Source organism: uncultured Erythrobacter sp., from assembly GCF_947502395.1.
Taxonomy (GTDB): domain Bacteria; phylum Pseudomonadota; class Alphaproteobacteria; order Sphingomonadales; family Sphingomonadaceae; genus Erythrobacter.
In genome coordinates this window covers 436,209-451,752 of the sequence record NZ_CANMZM010000001.1, presented here as the reverse complement: position 1 = coordinate 451,752, position 15,544 = coordinate 436,209, and the positions used below count along the sequence as shown (strand labels likewise).

The 15,544-nt window shown below is 56.7% G+C and carries 15 protein-coding genes and 1 tRNA gene; 7 read left to right on the top strand and 9 right to left on the bottom strand.

Going from position 1 to position 15,544, the window contains the following annotated elements; genetic code table 11:
* Nucleotides 1-5: 5 nt before the first annotated feature.
* The 6 genes from trpD to Q0778_RS02060 are packed head-to-tail and all read right to left on the bottom strand — an operon-like array spanning nucleotide 6 to nucleotide 6,895.
* Nucleotides 6-998: an anthranilate phosphoribosyltransferase gene (trpD, locus tag Q0778_RS02085; RefSeq protein WP_298333638.1), complete on the bottom strand. Its 993-nt coding sequence runs from the start codon at nucleotides 996-998 to the stop codon at nucleotides 6-8.
* Nucleotides 995-1,600, bottom strand: coding sequence for an aminodeoxychorismate/anthranilate synthase component II (locus tag Q0778_RS02080; RefSeq protein ID WP_298305084.1), 606 nt, complete (start codon nucleotides 1,598-1,600; stop codon nucleotides 995-997). The genes trpD and Q0778_RS02080 overlap by 4 nt, the downstream gene beginning before the upstream one ends.
* Complete coding sequence (gene pip / locus Q0778_RS02075) at nucleotides 1,597-2,571, bottom strand: prolyl aminopeptidase (RefSeq protein ID WP_298333636.1); 975 nt, start codon at nucleotides 2,569-2,571, stop codon at nucleotides 1,597-1,599. Before pip ends, Q0778_RS02080 begins: the two co-directional genes overlap by 4 nt.
* Complete coding sequence (locus tag Q0778_RS02070) at nucleotides 2,571-3,398, bottom strand: phosphodiester glycosidase family protein (RefSeq protein WP_298333634.1); 828 nt, start codon at nucleotides 3,396-3,398, stop codon at nucleotides 2,571-2,573. The genes pip and Q0778_RS02070 overlap by 1 nt, the downstream gene beginning before the upstream one ends.
* Nucleotides 3,395-4,906, bottom strand: a complete 1,512-nt coding sequence (gene trpE / locus Q0778_RS02065; RefSeq protein ID WP_298334847.1) for an anthranilate synthase component I — start codon at nucleotides 4,904-4,906, stop codon at nucleotides 3,395-3,397. Before trpE ends, Q0778_RS02070 begins: the two co-directional genes overlap by 4 nt.
* A 51-nt stretch (nucleotides 4,907-4,957) precedes the next feature.
* On the bottom strand, nucleotides 4,958-6,895 hold the full coding sequence (locus Q0778_RS02060) for a peptidylprolyl isomerase (protein ID WP_298333633.1): 1,938 nt from the start codon (nucleotides 6,893-6,895) through the stop codon (nucleotides 4,958-4,960).
* Nucleotides 6,896-7,188: 293 nt separating this feature from the next.
* Between Q0778_RS02060 and tpiA the strand changes: the two genes are divergently transcribed.
* From tpiA to Q0778_RS02045, 3 genes are all read left to right on the top strand, one after another.
* Nucleotides 7,189-7,953 (top strand): triose-phosphate isomerase, encoded by a 765-nt coding sequence (gene tpiA, locus Q0778_RS02055; protein ID WP_298305095.1) that lies wholly within the window; start codon nucleotides 7,189-7,191, stop codon nucleotides 7,951-7,953.
* Between the two features lie 83 nt (nucleotides 7,954-8,036).
* Nucleotides 8,037-8,456 carry a preprotein translocase subunit SecG gene (secG, locus tag Q0778_RS02050; protein WP_298305098.1) on the top strand — a complete coding sequence of 140 codons (420 nt, stop codon included), beginning with the start codon at nucleotides 8,037-8,039 and terminating at the stop codon, nucleotides 8,454-8,456.
* A gap of 109 nt (nucleotides 8,457-8,565) precedes the next feature.
* Nucleotides 8,566-10,203, top strand: a complete 1,638-nt coding sequence (locus tag Q0778_RS02045) for a CTP synthase (RefSeq protein ID WP_298305101.1) — start codon at nucleotides 8,566-8,568, stop codon at nucleotides 10,201-10,203.
* Between the two features lie 414 nt (nucleotides 10,204-10,617).
* Here Q0778_RS02045 and Q0778_RS02040 read toward each other — a convergent pair whose 3' ends face one another.
* A complete protein-coding gene (locus Q0778_RS02040) occupies nucleotides 10,618-11,106 on the bottom strand; it encodes an Hsp20 family protein (RefSeq protein WP_298305106.1) in 489 nt (162 codons plus the stop codon).
* 179 nt (nucleotides 11,107-11,285) lie between these two features.
* Between Q0778_RS02040 and grxC the strand changes: the two genes are divergently transcribed.
* The 4 genes from grxC (at nucleotide 11,286) to Q0778_RS02020 (ending at nucleotide 13,039) form a co-directional block, all read left to right on the top strand.
* Nucleotides 11,286-11,549 (top strand): glutaredoxin 3, encoded by a 264-nt coding sequence (gene grxC, locus Q0778_RS02035; protein WP_298305110.1) that lies wholly within the window; start codon nucleotides 11,286-11,288, stop codon nucleotides 11,547-11,549.
* 12 nt (nucleotides 11,550-11,561) lie between these two features.
* Nucleotides 11,562-12,380, top strand: a complete 819-nt coding sequence (locus Q0778_RS02030) for a carbon-nitrogen hydrolase family protein (RefSeq protein ID WP_298333631.1) — start codon at nucleotides 11,562-11,564, stop codon at nucleotides 12,378-12,380.
* Nucleotides 12,381-12,389: 9 nt separating this feature from the next.
* Nucleotides 12,390-12,896, top strand: coding sequence for a DUF1178 family protein (locus Q0778_RS02025; protein ID WP_298333629.1), 507 nt, complete (start codon nucleotides 12,390-12,392; stop codon nucleotides 12,894-12,896).
* A 66-nt stretch (nucleotides 12,897-12,962) separates the two neighbouring features.
* Nucleotides 12,963-13,039, top strand: a tRNA-Arg gene (locus Q0778_RS02020).
* A 124-nt stretch (nucleotides 13,040-13,163) separates the two neighbouring features.
* On the opposite strand, the gene ggt is transcribed toward Q0778_RS02020, so the two are convergent.
* A complete protein-coding gene (gene ggt, locus Q0778_RS02015; RefSeq protein WP_298333627.1) occupies nucleotides 13,164-14,948 on the bottom strand; it encodes a gamma-glutamyltransferase in 1,785 nt (594 codons plus the stop codon).
* Nucleotides 14,949-14,977: 29 nt separating this feature from the next.
* Nucleotides 14,978-15,520, bottom strand: a complete 543-nt coding sequence (locus Q0778_RS02010) for a PepSY-associated TM helix domain-containing protein (RefSeq protein WP_298333626.1) — start codon at nucleotides 15,518-15,520, stop codon at nucleotides 14,978-14,980.
* Nucleotides 15,521-15,544: the final 24 nt, after the last annotated feature.

The window sequence follows — 15,544 nt, the reverse complement described above, 5'->3', positions numbered from 1 at the left end:
GCGCGCTATACCGTCAGTTCGATCCATTTGGCGAGAAGCGCTTTTGCAGCGCCGCTGTCGATGGCTTCGGCGGCCTTGGCTGCCGCTTCCTGCCAGTCTTCGGTGATGCCAGCGACAACGAGTGTTCCCGCCGCATTGAGCAAGACTGCGTTCCGGTATGCACCTTTCTCGCCATCGAGCAGGCGGGTCAGAGCGGCCGCGTTGTAGGTGGCGTCATCTCCGCGAATGGATTCGAGCGGGGCATTTGGAATACCAACATCACCTGCCACAACCCGACGCATAGTGACCTTGCCCCCGCTTACGTCGGCAAGTGTGTTTCCGCCCGCAAGACTTAGCTCATCAAGGCCCTCATCGCCCGAAACGATAAAGGTCCGCTCTGTGTCGAGGCTCGCTTTGGCTTCTGCATAGATCGGCACAATTTCTGGCGTTGCGATCCCTATCAGTTGCTTACGCACACCGGCGGGATTGGTGAGCGGTCCAAGCAGGTTAAAAATGGTGCGCTTGCCGATCTTCTCGCGGATCGGCGCAATAGGGCCAAGGGCAGGGTGGTGCACGCGGGCAAAGAGGAAGCAGATGCCAACTTCGTCGAGCGTCTTTTGCGCACACCGTACAGCTGCATCCATGTCGAGGCCCAGCGCCTCGAGTGTATCGGCTGCACCGGATTTGGATGAGGCTGCGCGGTTGCCGTGTTTGGCGACTGGCACACCGCAGGCTGCAACGACAAGGCTCACTGCTGTAGAGACATTGAGCGTATGCTGACCATCACCGCCGGTCCCACAGCAATCGACTGCGTTTTCAGGCGCTTCTATTCCATTGACGCGCTCGCGCATCGCGCTGGCAGCCGCCGCAATTTCGTCGGCAGTTTCACCGCGCTCGCTTAATGCGATAAGGAAGGTTTCGATCTCCTCAGCGCTGGCTTTGAGATCGAGGATATTGGCAAATACTTCGTCCGCCTGAGCTCGGGAGAGGACGGGTGCATCAAGGGGCAGTACGCTCATGGCAATTCCTCCGGCTCGATCCCGCAGATTTTGAGGAAGTTGGAGAGCAGCGCGTGGCCGTGTTCGGTCGCGATGCTCTCCGGGTGGAACTGCACCGAGTGGATCGGCAGGCTTTCGTGCCGGAAGCCCATTACGCTTGGGTGATCTTCGCCAGGTGTATCAGCATGAGCATTTGCGATGAGGCTGGCGGGCACATCGACCACTTCCAGGCTGTGATAGCGCGTCGCGGTGAAAGGCGTTGGGAGATCGGCGAACAGCCCGCTGCCGTCGTGCGTCACTGGAGAGGTCTTGCCGTGCATCAGCCCGCCGCGCGTCACTGTACCACCAAAATGCTGTCCGATAGACTGGTGGCCCAGGCACACGCCCATCAGCGGTTTCCCGGCATCCGCACAGGCGGAGACGAGATCAAGGCTTACGCCCGCTTCATTGGGTGTGCAGGGTCCCGGCGAGATCAGAAAACCACTCGCATTGGAGGCCAACGCCTCAGAGGCGCTCATTGCGTCATTGCGCTCTACTCGCACATCCGCGCCCAGTTCCATCAGGTAGTGGACGAGGTTGAAGGTGAAGCTGTCGTAATTGTCGATGACCAATATTTGGCTCATTGAGACCCTTCCGCAAACTTGTCAGTTGCCCGCACCAACCCATCCACAATCCCCGGTTCGCCTGCCGAATGGCCGGCATCGTGGATCATCCAAAGCTCAGCATTGGGCATTGCCTTTTTGACCGCCCATGCAGCACCGGGTGGTGTACAGATATCGTGGCGACCTTGTACGATGATCGTAGGGATGTGGGCGACCGCTTTCATATCGCGAAGGAGTTGGTCTTCTTCGAGGAAGAAGTCTTCGAGGAAAAACCGCGCGCAAATCCGGGCAAAAGGGACTGCCTTTGCAGGCTCTTCGAAATCGGCGAGCAGATCGTCGTTGGGAAGAAGCGTCGCAACCGTGCCCTCCCACAAGGACCACTGGGTCGCAGCCGCAAGGCGAGTGGGCTCATCGTCGCTGGTCAGGCGCTCGTAATACGCTTTCACGAGGTCGCCGCGTTCGCTTTCCGGAATGTGGCCGGAAAATGTGTCCCATTGCTCCGCCATAATCTCGCTTGCGCCGTAACGGTAAAGCCACTGCTTTTCCGCCTGACGAGCGAGGAAAACCCCGCGAAGTACGAGTTCGGTGGTGCGCTCTGGATGTTTTTGCGCATAGGCGAGCGCGAGGGTTGAGCCCCAAGAGCCGCCAAACACTTGCCATGCATCGTGGCCGCACATTTCGCGAAGGCGCTCAATATCGGCGACAACGCGCCATGTGTCGTTGTTTTCGATCTCAGCAAAGGGCACGGATTGTCCGCAACCGCGCTGATCGAACAACAGCACATCATACTTCTCAGGATTCCACTGGCGTCGGTGCGACGGGGCCATTCCGCCTCCCGGACCTCCATGGAGAAACACAGCCGGCTTTGCTCCGGGATTCCCCACCCTCTCATAATAGAGAAAGTGGCCATCGCCGACATCTAGCATCCCGGTGTCATAAGGCTCTATCTCTGGATAGAGTGTGGTGTCGTAGTCCAGCATATTGCTATTCATCACTTGGTCTCCACCACCAAAAGAGGGCCGACGCGGCGGGCATCCATTCGGCCCGACGATGGGTCCCACAATGAAGAGACATTTCCATCGAGGAAAAGCGCATTGGGCGTCTCAAGCTCATCGCGAAAGAAGCGGGCAAGCTGACCAAAACTCAAAGGTGCATCGGAAATCACAAAATGCGCCTTGCCATCGGAGTCAATTCCAACGCCGTTGCGGATTGCCTTGGAAGGACCATTTTCCTGAATATTAGGGTGAAGTTCTCCGCCAATGACTAACATCGGTCCGGATTGTGTTCCGAACTCAGGCCGCGTGCCAACGGTGCGCAGGAAAGTCTCGCTATCAAGGATGCGCCAATTGCCGCCGGTTCCGAAGAACACGCCATTGGGTTTCATGTAGAAATTGCCAGCACCCTCGCCACGGTTAAGCTCAACCAGACGATCTTCGTCGCGCACAAAATAGCCGATGGCTTTGAGGTCATCGCCATACATGCCGCCGTTCATCACAAAGGTGATGCGACTTTCATCGCGTCCCGCTGCCCAGCCTTCAATGGTGCCGAAGCGTTCACCGCTCGCTGGAGCAAGCCCTGTGCTGATGCTGTGAAGTTCTGGATCAGCCATACAGTGAGTGAGCGGGACGCTTTCAAATGAGATCGAACGACATACCGTGCTCTCATTGGCGGTCTCGACCGGGACGGTCTCCGCAGCGGCAAGTTGATCCCTTGGTACAGCATCACCCAGCTCGGCGCGCACGACCGGTTCGCCTGCTGGCCGTTCCTGGCACGCAGCAACGGCCAAAGTTGCTGCAAGGATGGTTGCGATACGCTTCATTGACCAAATCCCGGTTCGCTGGCGACGCGAACAGCTTCGCGCGCAGCAGCAATCAATGCGCCCGCTTTGGCGCGGCATTCTGCAAGCTCATAGTCAGGGTCGCTATCTGCGACGATTCCCGCTCCGGCTTGCACATTCATGATACCGTCTTTGACGACAGCCGTTCGTAAAACAATGCAAGAATCGACCGATCCGTCGGGCGCGAAATAGCCGACACCTCCGGCATAGGCGCCGCGGGTCTCAGGCTCTAACTCAGCGATGATCTCACACGCTCTAATCTTGGGCGCGCCCGATACGGTGCCAGCAGGAAACCCGGCGAACACGGCATCAAGTGCGTCTTTATCCTCAGCAAGGTTACCGATCACATTGCTTACAATGTGCATGACGTGGCTGTAACGTTCGATGGTGAAACTGTCGGTCACCTCTACGCTGCCTCGTGATGCCACACGGCCTACATCATTGCGCCCCAGATCGAGAAGCATCAAATGTTCCGCAAGTTCCTTCGGGTCGGCCAGAAGCGATACCTCATTTGCATCATCTTCCTGCCGATCAGCTCCGCGTGGCCGCGTTCCTGCGATAGGACGAATAGTCACTTCACCGTTACGCACCCGGACAAGGATTTCAGGGCTCGACCCCACAATCGCAAAGCCCGGCAGATCGAGGAAATAGAGGAAGGGCGACGGATTCACGCGTCGCAGCGACCGGTAAAGCGCCAGGGGGGGCAATTCGAACGGACAAGTAAACCGCTGAGCCAGCACCACCTGAAAGATGTCGCCCGCAAGAATGTACTCCTTGGCCCGCGCAACCATTCCTTTGTAATCGTCGCCCGTCATCACAGGCGTGAGCTCAGGCTCAGCAGTATCAGCTAGGGCCCGTGGTTCGGGCGGGCAAGGCTGGGTGAGGGCACGGAGGGTTTCGTCTATGCGCTCGCTCGCCAACTCAATCGCCGCCTCTGGGCGTGAGGCTTTCCAAATGGGCGCCACACAAAAGAGTTCATCCGAAAGCCCATCAAACACCAGAATGATTGTGGGTCGCACAAACAGCATGTCGGGAAGCGCCAACTCACTTTGCGGTGCGCGCGGGAGTGTTTCGACTAGGCCAATGGTTTCATAGCCGAAATAGCCGACGAGGCAGGCAAGCGCAGGGGGCAGGCCTTCAGGCACGTCGATCCGGCAGTCTTGCGAGAGCGCGTGCAATTCCTGCATCGCATTGCCTTCACACGGTTTAAACGCGTTGCGATCAACCTTCCATTGCGGGTTAATCTCTGCTTTCTCAGCACTCCCACGGAAAACCAGATCAGGATCGAGCCCTAGAAGGCTGTAGCGTCCCCGTATCTCTCCGCCTTCCACCGATTCGAGCAGGAAGTCCCCTCGACCTGGCTCAATCAGCCGTCGAGCAGCGCCGACAGGTGTATCGCAATCGGCTACCACCTTGCGCCAGACAAGTGCTGGCTGACCCGAAGCGAGCGCTTCAGCGGCTCCGGCTGCGTTCTCCAATTGCGCTTGCAAAAGCGTCTCTTGTGCCACCGCTAGACCCTATCCGAATGCGCCAAGAGTGTATCAGCTCTCACCAGCGAGCGTGCGTCGCAGGGTTTCAATCGCTTCCTCATTGCGCTCGATTCCTACATGCTCCCGCACTGCCGTAGAAAGCTGCGCAGCATACTCGCCGGAAAGCGCGCCAGTTATCTGCTGGCGGGTCTGTGCGAGCAGTGGATCGTCATCAGCCACTTGTTCAACTGCAATCTCATCAAGATTGATCACGAACCAACCAAGCGAGTTTTGGTCCTCAAGCAGTTTGGAAGAGCCTTGCGCCATAGAAAACAGAAGGACGAGCGACGAAGGCAAGCGTTGATTGGCATTTTCGAGGAGCTCGCGCCGTGTGAGATCGATGTCTTGAACCTGCTGCTCTACGATACCCGCTTCGCGCATAGCGTCTGTAATGGAAGAACCGCTACGTACGCTTTCAAGAACCGTATCCGCAATCTTGCGAGCTTCCTTGCTACCCTCAGAAATTTTCCAAGCTGCAATGGCTTGCTCGCGAACTTCGTCGATCGGCGGAGCAGCGCTCTCGGTGATATCTGAAACATCGAACACAACGAATTGCGCTCCCGGAACTATTTCTGCCAGTTGCGGGTTGCCTTCTTCCATCTGGAAGGCGGTGTCTAGCAATGGGCGGACTGCTGGATTCACCGATTGGCCCGGCGATCCAAAGACGTTGCCATCAGCCAGAAGACCGGGTGCGGCTGTCACTTCAAGTCCAAATTGCTCAGCAACGTCGGTGAGCGACGTTCCGGTATCAACCATCTCTTCGATACGCGAACTGAGTTCGGCAAGCTCTGCTGCCAATGCCTCTTGCTGGAGCAACGTGGATATCTCATCGCGGACTTGATCGAGTGACCGGGCGGGGGTGCGTTCGATTTCGTCAACACGCGCGACATACCAACCAAGCGCGCTACGGGCCGGATCAATCAGAGCGCCGCGTTCGGCCTGGAACAATTGCTCTGCTACGGCAAAACTCGTGGCGGTGCCGGTTTGCTCCTGATCGCGCAGTTCTACCGTCGAAACGTTGAAGCCGGCTTCTGCCGCCGCTGCCTCAAGGCTAAGGCCACTGCGGATACGATCTGTGATGGCCTGAGCAGCTTCCTCAGTCGGGACTACAAAAGAGCTGAATGCACGGCGCTCTTGCGCAGCATAGGTCGCTGCGTCGCGTTCAAATCGCGCAGCAATTTGCTCGGCGCTCGGGGTCAGATCGCTTGTGACATTAGCTGCGCCAAATTGGGCAAAGCGCAAGGTACGGCGCTCGGGAAGGATAAAATCACCTTGATTGGATCCATAGAAGGCAGTGAGCACTTCTTCGCTTGGGTCCTCATCCGGCGCATAGGCAAAGCTGGAAATCAGACCGATCTGACCACGGCGACGTTCCAGCACAAGTGATGCGTAATGTTTTGCGGCCGCTGTCGGGAGGCGGGCCGCCCCCAAGGCTGGACGAAGAATCTGCTGAGCCAGAAGGCCGTCAGCAATGTCTTTGCGCAGGATAGCATCAGTGATGTTCTGGCGGCGAAGGGCTGCTTGATAAGTTGCCTGGTCAAAATCGCCCGTGAGATTACGAAAGGCCGGTATCTGCAAAATCTCGCTGTTTACGAGGTTCTCACCTGCTCTAAGCCCATACTCTTGCGCGAACATCCCCAAGGCATATCGATCAATTAGCAAGCCAAGCTCAATCTCGAAGCCGCCCTCCGCAACAAATTGCGGCATGGTGATCGTCGGGTTTTGCTGACGAGCGCGCGAAAGCGCGCCGTTGATCGCACCATTGGCATCATTGGCTGAGATCGTCGCGTCACCGACTGCTGCGACTTTGTCATCGCCGCTCAGGCCCCCAAACGTGGCAGAGCCGGATATATCGCTGGCCGCAAACGCCAGAGCCACGATGACAAGAAAGCCGATGAAGATTGGGAGACCAATCTTCGACTGGAAGAAATTACGGAACAGCGAAATCATTTAAGTCAATTCCCAGTGCTTTTTTGAATACGCACATAATCGCATTCTCTTGCCATTGGGCGTGATGAACCGTGTGCGAATTTGTTCTTACATTTATTTGTGGCCGATAAACGGGCAAAAACAGTGCTTTTCCCAACCAGCTTTTTCAAAGAGGCGCTTTATCGGCCCTGCGACCTCGCGGCAACAGGTACAAAGGGGTTTTGACTAAACTTAATCGCTCGGCTAGCGGACCGGCCCTCCGGTGCCTACATCTCTGGCCAAGATTCGAATTCGTTACATCTCAGGAAATGTGAATGTCCCTGCGTCCCTACATCGTTGGAAATTGGAAGATGCACGGCACGCGGACCATGCTGTCCGAAGCGCGCTCAATCGATCGAGCCGCCCAGCGTCTTATGAAGGTTGAGGTGGCGATCGCGCCGCCATACACGCTGATCCATCCAATCCACCGTGAGGCGGAGCAGATTGCGGTAGGCGCTCAAGATTGCCACGAGATGGAAGGTGGTGCGCATACAGGCGACATCTCAGCGGCCATGATCTCCGATGCCGGTGCGAAATTTGTCATTTTGGGGCATTCAGAACGGCGTCAGTCTCACGGTGAAAGCAATGCACTCGTGAAAGCGAAAGGCGAATCGGCTCTTGCTGGTGGCCTGCGCGTGATCATGTGTTGCGGCGAGACCGAAGAAACCCGAGATAAGGGCGATGCCGTTTCATTCGTGACAAAACAGCTCAAGGCCTCGCTTCCCGTTGAAATCGATAATCCCATGGAGTCTCTAACTGTCGCCTATGAACCCGTTTGGGCAATCGGCACCGGCAAGGTTGCCCAGCCAAGCGACATTGAAGAGATGCACGGGGAGATCCGTAAGCTCCTCGTCAATCTCTACGGTGAAGAGCATGGTGGAGAGGTCCGCATTCTTTATGGTGGTTCGGTAAAGCCTGAAAATGCGGGTGAGATCTTTGCTATCCCCAATGTGGGCGGGGCTCTTGTGGGCGGTGCAAGCCTTACCGCTGACAGCTTTATGGGCATTGCCCTCGCTGCTGCCGAGACGGATGAAGGCTAGCGCTCAATCTGACTGACCTTGTCGTTCCGCGTGCCTATGCCTAAGTGCGCTTCAAGAAACACACTCCATTAGAAGAAGCTCCTATGTCGCTGTTCATTATCCTCACCGTCATTCAGGCCATGATCGCCGCCGCGCTTGTTGGCGTTGTGCTCATGCAGCGTTCCGAAGGTGGAGGTCTGGGGATCGGCGGCAATCCGTCAGGCGCTCTTGGTGCGCGCGGTGCGGCTGACTTTCTCACACGCTCTACCAAATGGCTCGCCGTGGCTTTTGTTGTCATGTCGATTGTTCTTGCGGCAATTGCCGTCAGCGAATCGAGCACCGGCGAAGTTACCTCCACTCTCGACCGTGATGCCAATGCGCCGACCGCGCAGGACATCCTGGGCGGGGCCGGTGAAGAGGGCGGGGCTGCTTCCACCAGCGACTTGCTCGGAGAAGGCGACGAAGGCGGAACCACTGGCGAAGCAGAGACCGCACCAGCGAATGACGATCCGCTAGGCGAATAAGCGAAACCACTTTCTTTCGAACCAAAATGTAACACTTGTGGATTGGCACCATTTGTCAGTGCCAATTCGCTTGCCTCGAATCCCTCAATAAGCTTAAGGCTCAACTCCCATGGCGCGGTACATTTTTATCACCGGCGGCGTGGTCTCCTCGCTCGGCAAAGGTCTCATGGCAGCAAGTCTTGCTGCTCTCCTTCAGGCGCGCGGGTACAAGGTCCGAATCCGCAAGTTTGATCCATATCTCAATGTCGATCCGGGCACGATGAGCCCGTATCAGCATGGCGAGGTTTATGTGACCGATGACGGGGCAGAGACCGACCTCGACCTTGGGCACTACGAGCGCTTCACTGGCGTATCAGCGCGTCAAAGCGACAACATCACCTCTGGTCGCGTCTATCGCGATATTATCGCCAAGGAACGGCGCGGCGACTATCTGGGCGCAACTGTCCAGGTGATCCCGCATGTCACTGACGCAATCAAACAGTTCGCTCTTGCCGATCAGGATGATCATGACTTTATCCTTTGCGAAATTGGCGGGACAGTGGGTGACATCGAATCGCTGCCCTTCATGGAGGCCATTCGGCAAATTCGAAACGAGTTGGAGCCGTTCCAGACATTGAGTGTTCACGTGACACTGGTGCCGTACATTGCGGCCGCTGGTGAGCTCAAGACCAAGCCGACACAGCACTCGGTTCGCGAGTTGGCGAGCCTTGGAATTAAACCAGACGTCCTGCTGTGCCGCGCAGAGCACCCGATCCCTGATGGCGAGCGTCAGAAGATCGCGAACTTCTGTAATGTGCGCAAAGAGGCGGTGATTCCTGCGCTCGACGCACCCTCGATCTATTCTGTGCCGCTTCAGTATCACCAGGAGGGCCTTGATGAAGAGGTGCTGCGCGGTTTTGGGATCACCGATGCGCCAGCCCCTGATCTTTCGGCGTGGAACGACGTCACCGACCGCTATTTCAATCCAGAAGGCGAAGTGACGATCGGCGTTGTCGGCAAATACGTCGGACTTCCCGATGCCTATAAAAGTCTAAATGAAGCGCTCATCCATGGTGGCCTTGCCAATCGGGTCAAGGTCAACATCAAGTGGATCGATGCGGAGGTCTTTGAAGGAGAAGATGAAAGCGAGATCGTCTCTGCGCTAGAGCCTCTACATGGCATCCTGGTGCCGGGCGGGTTCGGCTCGCGTGGGAGCGAAGGCAAGATTTCGAGCGTCCGCTTTGCGCGTGAGCGAGGAGTCCCCTTCTTTGGCATATGCCTTGGCATGCAGATGGCTTGTGTCGAAGGTGTTCGCGCTGCGGGGATTGAAGGTGCTTCATCGACCGAGTTTGGCGATGCGGAGGAGCCGGTAGTTGGCATCATTGAAGAGTGGATGAGCGAAGAAGGCATTCAGCAGCGTGAAGAGGGTGGTGACCTTGGTGGCACCATGCGTCTTGGCGCTTATGAAGCGAAACTCGGTGCTAACAGCCATATTTCCAAAATTTATGGCGGTGTTGGGACGATTTCGGAACGCCACCGTCACCGCTATGAAGTGAACAGCGCCTATATCGAAGCGCTTGAAAAGCAGGGCTTGGTGTTTGCTGGCATGTCACCTGACGGGCTGCTGCCTGAAACGGTAGAACGCCCCGACCATCCATGGTTCGTGGGTGTGCAGTTCCACCCAGAGCTCAAATCGAAACCGTTTGACCCGCATCCTCTGTTTGCTGGGTTCATAGCGGCCGCATTGGAGCAATCACGGCTCGTTTAGGCAATTGGTTGCGAGGTTTTGTATCGTTGAAGCCACCCGAATTGTCGTGAACTTACAAATTTCGGAAATTTCACTTGCATGGCAGGTGAAAAGCACTTTACGCGATAGCCGCTTTAAGCAAATCACAAGCGTTCTAACGCAACTTAGCCAATGCGAGAGGACGCTATGGTCGCATTGGGTGTATATGAGATTTTTGCAGCTGGCTAAGGTCGAGAGAGCATCAACGCTCTAGGCTGCACCGAGCTCGAACTGGGGATTGGCCGTCTACTGCGACCCGGATGGCCGACTTTGGTCGGGGCGACATTCGTCGCGGAGGCGGCTCCAATGGAGCCGCCTCCTTTTCATTCTCTTCCGGTAAAGTTTGGAAAACACAGAGTTTTTTGCGCTTGGCCGGCTCTTTGACGAAGCGCCTTTTTACGCTGCGTCCGCTTCCGAACTGTCTGAAGAAGATTCCTCGGTGGGGACCGCGCTCAATGTCGTTGAGCCATTCACTGCGATCTTCTTGGGCTTCATCGCCTCCGGAATTTCGCGCACAAGGTCGATCACCAGAAGGCCATCGGCGAGCGCGGCATTGTCAACCCGGACATAGTCTGCGAGCTCGAATCGGCGCTCAAAACCGCGATTCGCTATGCCGATATGGAGCATTTCTGCGCCCCCATCGGCATCTTCACGCTTGCGACCTTGAACTGTAAGAAGATTGGCCTGCGCGGTGATTTCGATATCCTGCGGACGGAAACCGGCAATCGCCAGAGTGATCCGGTAGGTGTCTTCGCCGTTTCGAGCGATGTTGAAAGGGGGATAATTGTCCCCTGAGTTCGCGCGCGCCTGGCTCTCCAGCATGTCGAATAAACGATCAAAGCCAACGGTGCTGCGGCGGTAAGGGGTGAAATCTAAACGTGACATAATGTGCAAATCCTCTTCTTGAGCAATTTGGTTCAAATGCAGACCTGCGATTCATGCAGCGCCTGCCGGTTTGTCACCTTTGCATTTCCCAAGGCTGGCGAAATGCGGCGACATGTCCTAGTTAAGAGCTTGGAAATGGCTTTCAAGAGGTTCTTGGCAGCCCAAAATGGGATTGAAAAATGGCCGCTCCGACGATTGATATCTACACCAAATTCGGGTGCCCGTTTTGTGTCCGGGCAAAGCATTTGTTCGACAAAAAGGGCGCGGCTTACAACGAATATGACATCACTATGGGCGGGGAAAAGCGCGATGAGATGCTAGAGCGCGCACCTATGGCCCGAACGGTGCCGCAGATCTTCATTGGTGAGACTTATGTGGGCGGCTCTGATCAGCTGGCGGCACTTGAGGCCAAAGGCGAACTCGACGCATTGTTGGCTGGTTAGAACGCGCACTCGATGCGAAAAATTGCCGTCTTGCAAATGACATCAGTCATTGATCCCGAGGTCAACTTTCGTGCCATTCAAGAGGCGCTGAAGGAAGCGCAAGCGGCTAATGCCGACATTCTCTTCACGCCAGAGATGTCCTTGCTGTTAGATCGCAATCGCAAGCGCGCGGCCGAGGCGATGGCATCTCCGACCTATTCTGAGTATCGGGGCCGTCTCCACGATCTCGTGAGGACTGGTGATACCGATCTGGCGCTTGGCTCAATGCCAGTGCCGCTTCCAGAGGGTAAGAACGCCAACCGGTCGCTCTATTTCTTCGCTGGAAGCCGAGAGCCTGTCAAATATGACAAGATGCATATGTTTGATGTGGATCTCGCAACGGGAGAGAGTTGGCGTGAGAGCAATGCCTATGCTGCGGGCGAGGATGTGGTTTCGGTAGAAGACGCGCGACTTGGCCGCCTGGGTTTGTCGGTTTGCTACGACTTGCGTTTCCCAGCCTTGTTTGAGGCATTGGGACAGCGGCAGTGCGATGCCATCGCGGTTCCCGCCGCATTTACCAAACCAACCGGCGACGCCCACTGGCATATTCTTCTTCGCGCACGGGCCATTGAGGCGAGCGCATTTGTCATTGCTGCTGCGCAAGTGGGCAAACATGAAGACGGACGCGAGACCTATGGCCACTCACTCGTCGTGGATCCATGGGGTGAGGTGCTCCTCGACATGGGCGGGGAACAGCCGGGGCTGGGCTTTTGCAATATTGATCTCGAACGCATTGCCGAAGTTCGGGCGCAAATCCCAAGCCTTGCCAACCGGCGGAAAATCCCCAATTAGGCGGCCGATATGATCGTTTTCGACCTCCACTGTGAACATGGCCACCGCTTTGAGGGATGGTTTAGATCCTCCTACGATTTCGAGGATCAGGTTGCCCGGGGCCTTATGATGTGCCCGGAATGTGGCACCCAAGTCGTAAGCAAAGCGCCCATGGCACCCGCAGTTCCGGCCAAGGGCAACTCTCTTCCAGAGCGCGCGTCTCAACCACAAATGCAGCCGCAGCCTGTCCCCGCCGCTTCAAAAACGGGGGAGCAATCGGTCTCCAACGCTCCGCCGCCTGCCGAAGTGCAGAAGGCATTGGAAGCGCTTGCCCAGGCTCAGGCCAAGGCTCTCGAGAAAAGCACATATGTAGGCAAGGACTTCGCCAAGCAATCGCGGGAAATGCACTATGGCGAGCGCGATGAAGCGGTGATCCATGGGCAAGCAAGCCTAGAGGAAGCGAAGGAGCTGGCGGAGGAAGGCGTGCCCGTCGCACCGCTTCCGTTTCCAGTTGCTCCCCCAGAAGAACTAAATTGATCCGGACTCTTTCGGGTAAAGCTCAATTGATTGCTAGCTCCACGCTGCTATGTGAGCCCGCAGGGTGGTCCCGTAGCTCAGGTGGATAGAGCGTCGGATTCCTAATCCGAAGGCCACAGGTTCGAATCCTGTCGGGATCACCAGCAGCGTTTGCGCACGCCGGTCCGGGCGCGCGTCCTCACTAGATTTCCATCGCTTCGCTCTGGACGCGCAGCGGTTGCGGCCTCCTTAGAGCCGTGTGGGCTCGCGCCTCAGACGGCCAGCGCGTCAATAACCGCTGGCTTGGCCGTCTTTGCGCATTTCCGTCCCTCCAGCGTACACACCCGTTTCCGGATCACGCATAATCGCCTGATAGCCACCAAACATGATCCCGTTGGAAACTACGCGCACATCGTGACCCATAGCACGCAGAGCTTCGACCGTCTCGGCGGCAAGGCCCGGCTCGACGTTGAGTGTACCAAGTGGGTCTGCGGCAGGTCCAGTCAGTGCTTCGGTAGGTTGGCGTCCACCATCGTGATTGATGCGAGCCGCATCTCCTGCCTCCTGAATGTTCATGCCGTAATCGACCATGTTGATGAGAATCTGCACATGCCCTTGTGGCTGCATGCCGCCACCCATCAGACCAAGCGTCATAAACGGCCCGCCGTCCTTTTTGACGAAAGCAGGAATGATTGTGTGGAAAGGCCGCTTGCCGGGTTCGTAAGCATTGGGATGCTCGGGATCGAGACTGAACAGCTCGCCGCGGTCTTGGAACATAAAACCAAGCCCATCGGGCACCAAACCGCCACCCATGCCGCGGTAGTTGGATTGAATGAGGCTCACCATCATCCCGTCATTGTCAGTCACAGTAAGGTATGTGGTGTCGCCTTCGCCTTCGAGCTTGGGTTCGCCGGGGCCGAATTCAGGTGTGGCGTTTTCGGGATCAATCAGAGCAAAGCGTTCCTTGCCGTATTCCTCAGTCAACAACTCCTCTGGCAGTGCTGAGAACGCTGGATCAGCGTAGAACCGCGCCACATCGGCATAGGCAAGTCGCTTCGCCTCAGTAATATAGTGGATCACTTCTGGACTACCGCGTTCCCATTGCCTGAGGTCCACGTTCTTGAGGATGTTGACCATTTGCAGCGCAGCGAATCCCTGAGAGTTAGGCGGAAGCTCGCACAGCTCAAATCCGTCGCGATAGCTGGCGCACGCAGGATCGACCCACTCGCTTTCATGGTTCGCAAAGTCTTCAAGCGTGAAGGCAGAACCTTGGCGTTGAAGATAGTCGACCATGACTCGCGCAAGATCACCCTGGTAAAACGCCTCGCGACCGTCGCGACCGATGGTTTCAAGGGTGTCAGCTAGGTCTGGATTCTTGAAGATGTCGCCAGCCTTGGGTGCGCCGTTGGCGAAGTAGGTGGCGCGGGCGTTGTCGAATTCAAAGCTCGTGGTCTCAAGGCGGCGCTCATAGGCGCGCAGCGAACGGTCGAGATACATGCCGATGACCGGTGCGACCGGATGACCTTCGCGTGCATACTCGACAGTGGGCGCAAGCACATCAGCCATCGGCATTTTGCCAAAGCGTTCGTGCATTTCGAACCACCCATCGACTGTGCCCGGGATAGTGACGGGGAGAGGGCCAACTGCGGGAAGGGCGGTCGCACCATCAAGCTTCTCCAGCAATTGTTCCAAAGTCTGCCCGGCGGGCGAGCGGCCTGAGGCGTTGAGACCGTACAATTGGTTGGTCTTTGGGTCATAGATGATCGCAAAGAGATCACCGCCAATGCCATTGCCGGTCGGCTCCATCAGGCCCAGCGCAGCGTTTGCTGCAATCGCTGCGTCAACGGCATTGCCGCCTTCGCGCAGTACCTCGAGTGCAATCTGGGTCGCAAGTGGATGCGCGGTCGCGGCCATGCCATTCTCTGCGTAGACCGGGCTTCTCGACCAATTGGCTCCGACGGGTCTTCCGCCTGCGCCAATTTGTTCCTCAACCGGTGTGCTCTGCTGAGCCATTATCGGGGCGGCTGTAAGAGCAAGCAGGGCGGCGGCAGCAGCGGCGGATAGGATTTTCATAAAGGTTCCCTCAAAGATGCAATCGGGGTCTAAACGGTTTTTTGCGAGGCTTCTCGTTTGGCGCGCTTCTTTTTGGACTTCGCTAAATATGGCAACACAAACAGATAGCCCCCGGTTCCCCACATGATGATGAGGATCACTCCGACGGGCAGGAAGACATAGAGTTTGATCCAATCGGCGAACCAAGATCCGTCGTGGATCGCTTCAATGGTATCAGAACGGCGGTAGGCGACTTTCAACACTTCAGCCGTGCTGGTGTCGACCTGAACTTCCCAGCCTGAATTGGCGCGCAGCTTGGCAATCCCGCGATCAACACGCAGGTCGATGCGGTCGATGTCAGTCCATTCCTCAATACCTGCCTCTGGGTGAGCGCGTGCAGCTTCGACCATCTGGTCATAAGAAATAGTCGGAATGGTGCCTTCGACTACGCCACGTTCAGTGCCAGGTTGAATCCATTCGATCTCTTTCTTGAGCATAAGAAAGCCGCCGGCGACGAACATAATGGCGGCGGGGATGAAGACAGCGACGGAAAGCCAGTAGTGAACCTGACGAAACAGGCGTTTTGCGTTCATTCTTTATACCTGAAGCGGGGACCG

Bases quoted from the DNA above. Each gene is read 5' to 3' on its own strand.
- trpD (WP_298333638.1), bottom strand. From the start codon at position 998: ATGAGCGTACTGCCCCTTGATGCACCCGTCCTCTCCCGAGCTCAGGCG.
- Q0778_RS02080 (WP_298305084.1), bottom strand. From the start codon at position 1,600: ATGAGCCAAATATTGGTCATCGACAATTACGACAGCTTCACCTTCAAC.
- pip (WP_298333636.1), bottom strand. From the start codon at position 2,571: ATGAATAGCAATATGCTGGACTACGACACCACACTCTATCCAGAGATA.
- Q0778_RS02070 (WP_298333634.1), bottom strand. From the start codon at position 3,398: ATGAAGCGTATCGCAACCATCCTTGCAGCAACTTTGGCCGTTGCTGCG.
- Q0778_RS02060 (WP_298333633.1), bottom strand. From the start codon at position 6,895: ATGATTTCGCTGTTCCGTAATTTCTTCCAGTCGAAGATTGGTCTCCCA.
- tpiA (WP_298305095.1), top strand. From the start codon at position 7,189: ATGTCCCTGCGTCCCTACATCGTTGGAAATTGGAAGATGCACGGCACG.
- secG (WP_298305098.1), top strand. From the start codon at position 8,037: ATGTCGCTGTTCATTATCCTCACCGTCATTCAGGCCATGATCGCCGCC.
- Q0778_RS02045 (WP_298305101.1), top strand. From the start codon at position 8,566: ATGGCGCGGTACATTTTTATCACCGGCGGCGTGGTCTCCTCGCTCGGC.
- Q0778_RS02040 (WP_298305106.1), bottom strand. From the start codon at position 11,106: ATGTCACGTTTAGATTTCACCCCTTACCGCCGCAGCACCGTTGGCTTT.
- grxC (WP_298305110.1), top strand. From the start codon at position 11,286: ATGGCCGCTCCGACGATTGATATCTACACCAAATTCGGGTGCCCGTTT.
- Q0778_RS02030 (WP_298333631.1), top strand. From the start codon at position 11,562: ATGCGAAAAATTGCCGTCTTGCAAATGACATCAGTCATTGATCCCGAG.
- Q0778_RS02025 (WP_298333629.1), top strand. From the start codon at position 12,390: ATGATCGTTTTCGACCTCCACTGTGAACATGGCCACCGCTTTGAGGGA.
- ggt (WP_298333627.1), bottom strand. From the start codon at position 14,948: ATGAAAATCCTATCCGCCGCTGCTGCCGCCGCCCTGCTTGCTCTTACA.
- Q0778_RS02010 (WP_298333626.1), bottom strand. From the start codon at position 15,520: ATGAACGCAAAACGCCTGTTTCGTCAGGTTCACTACTGGCTTTCCGTC.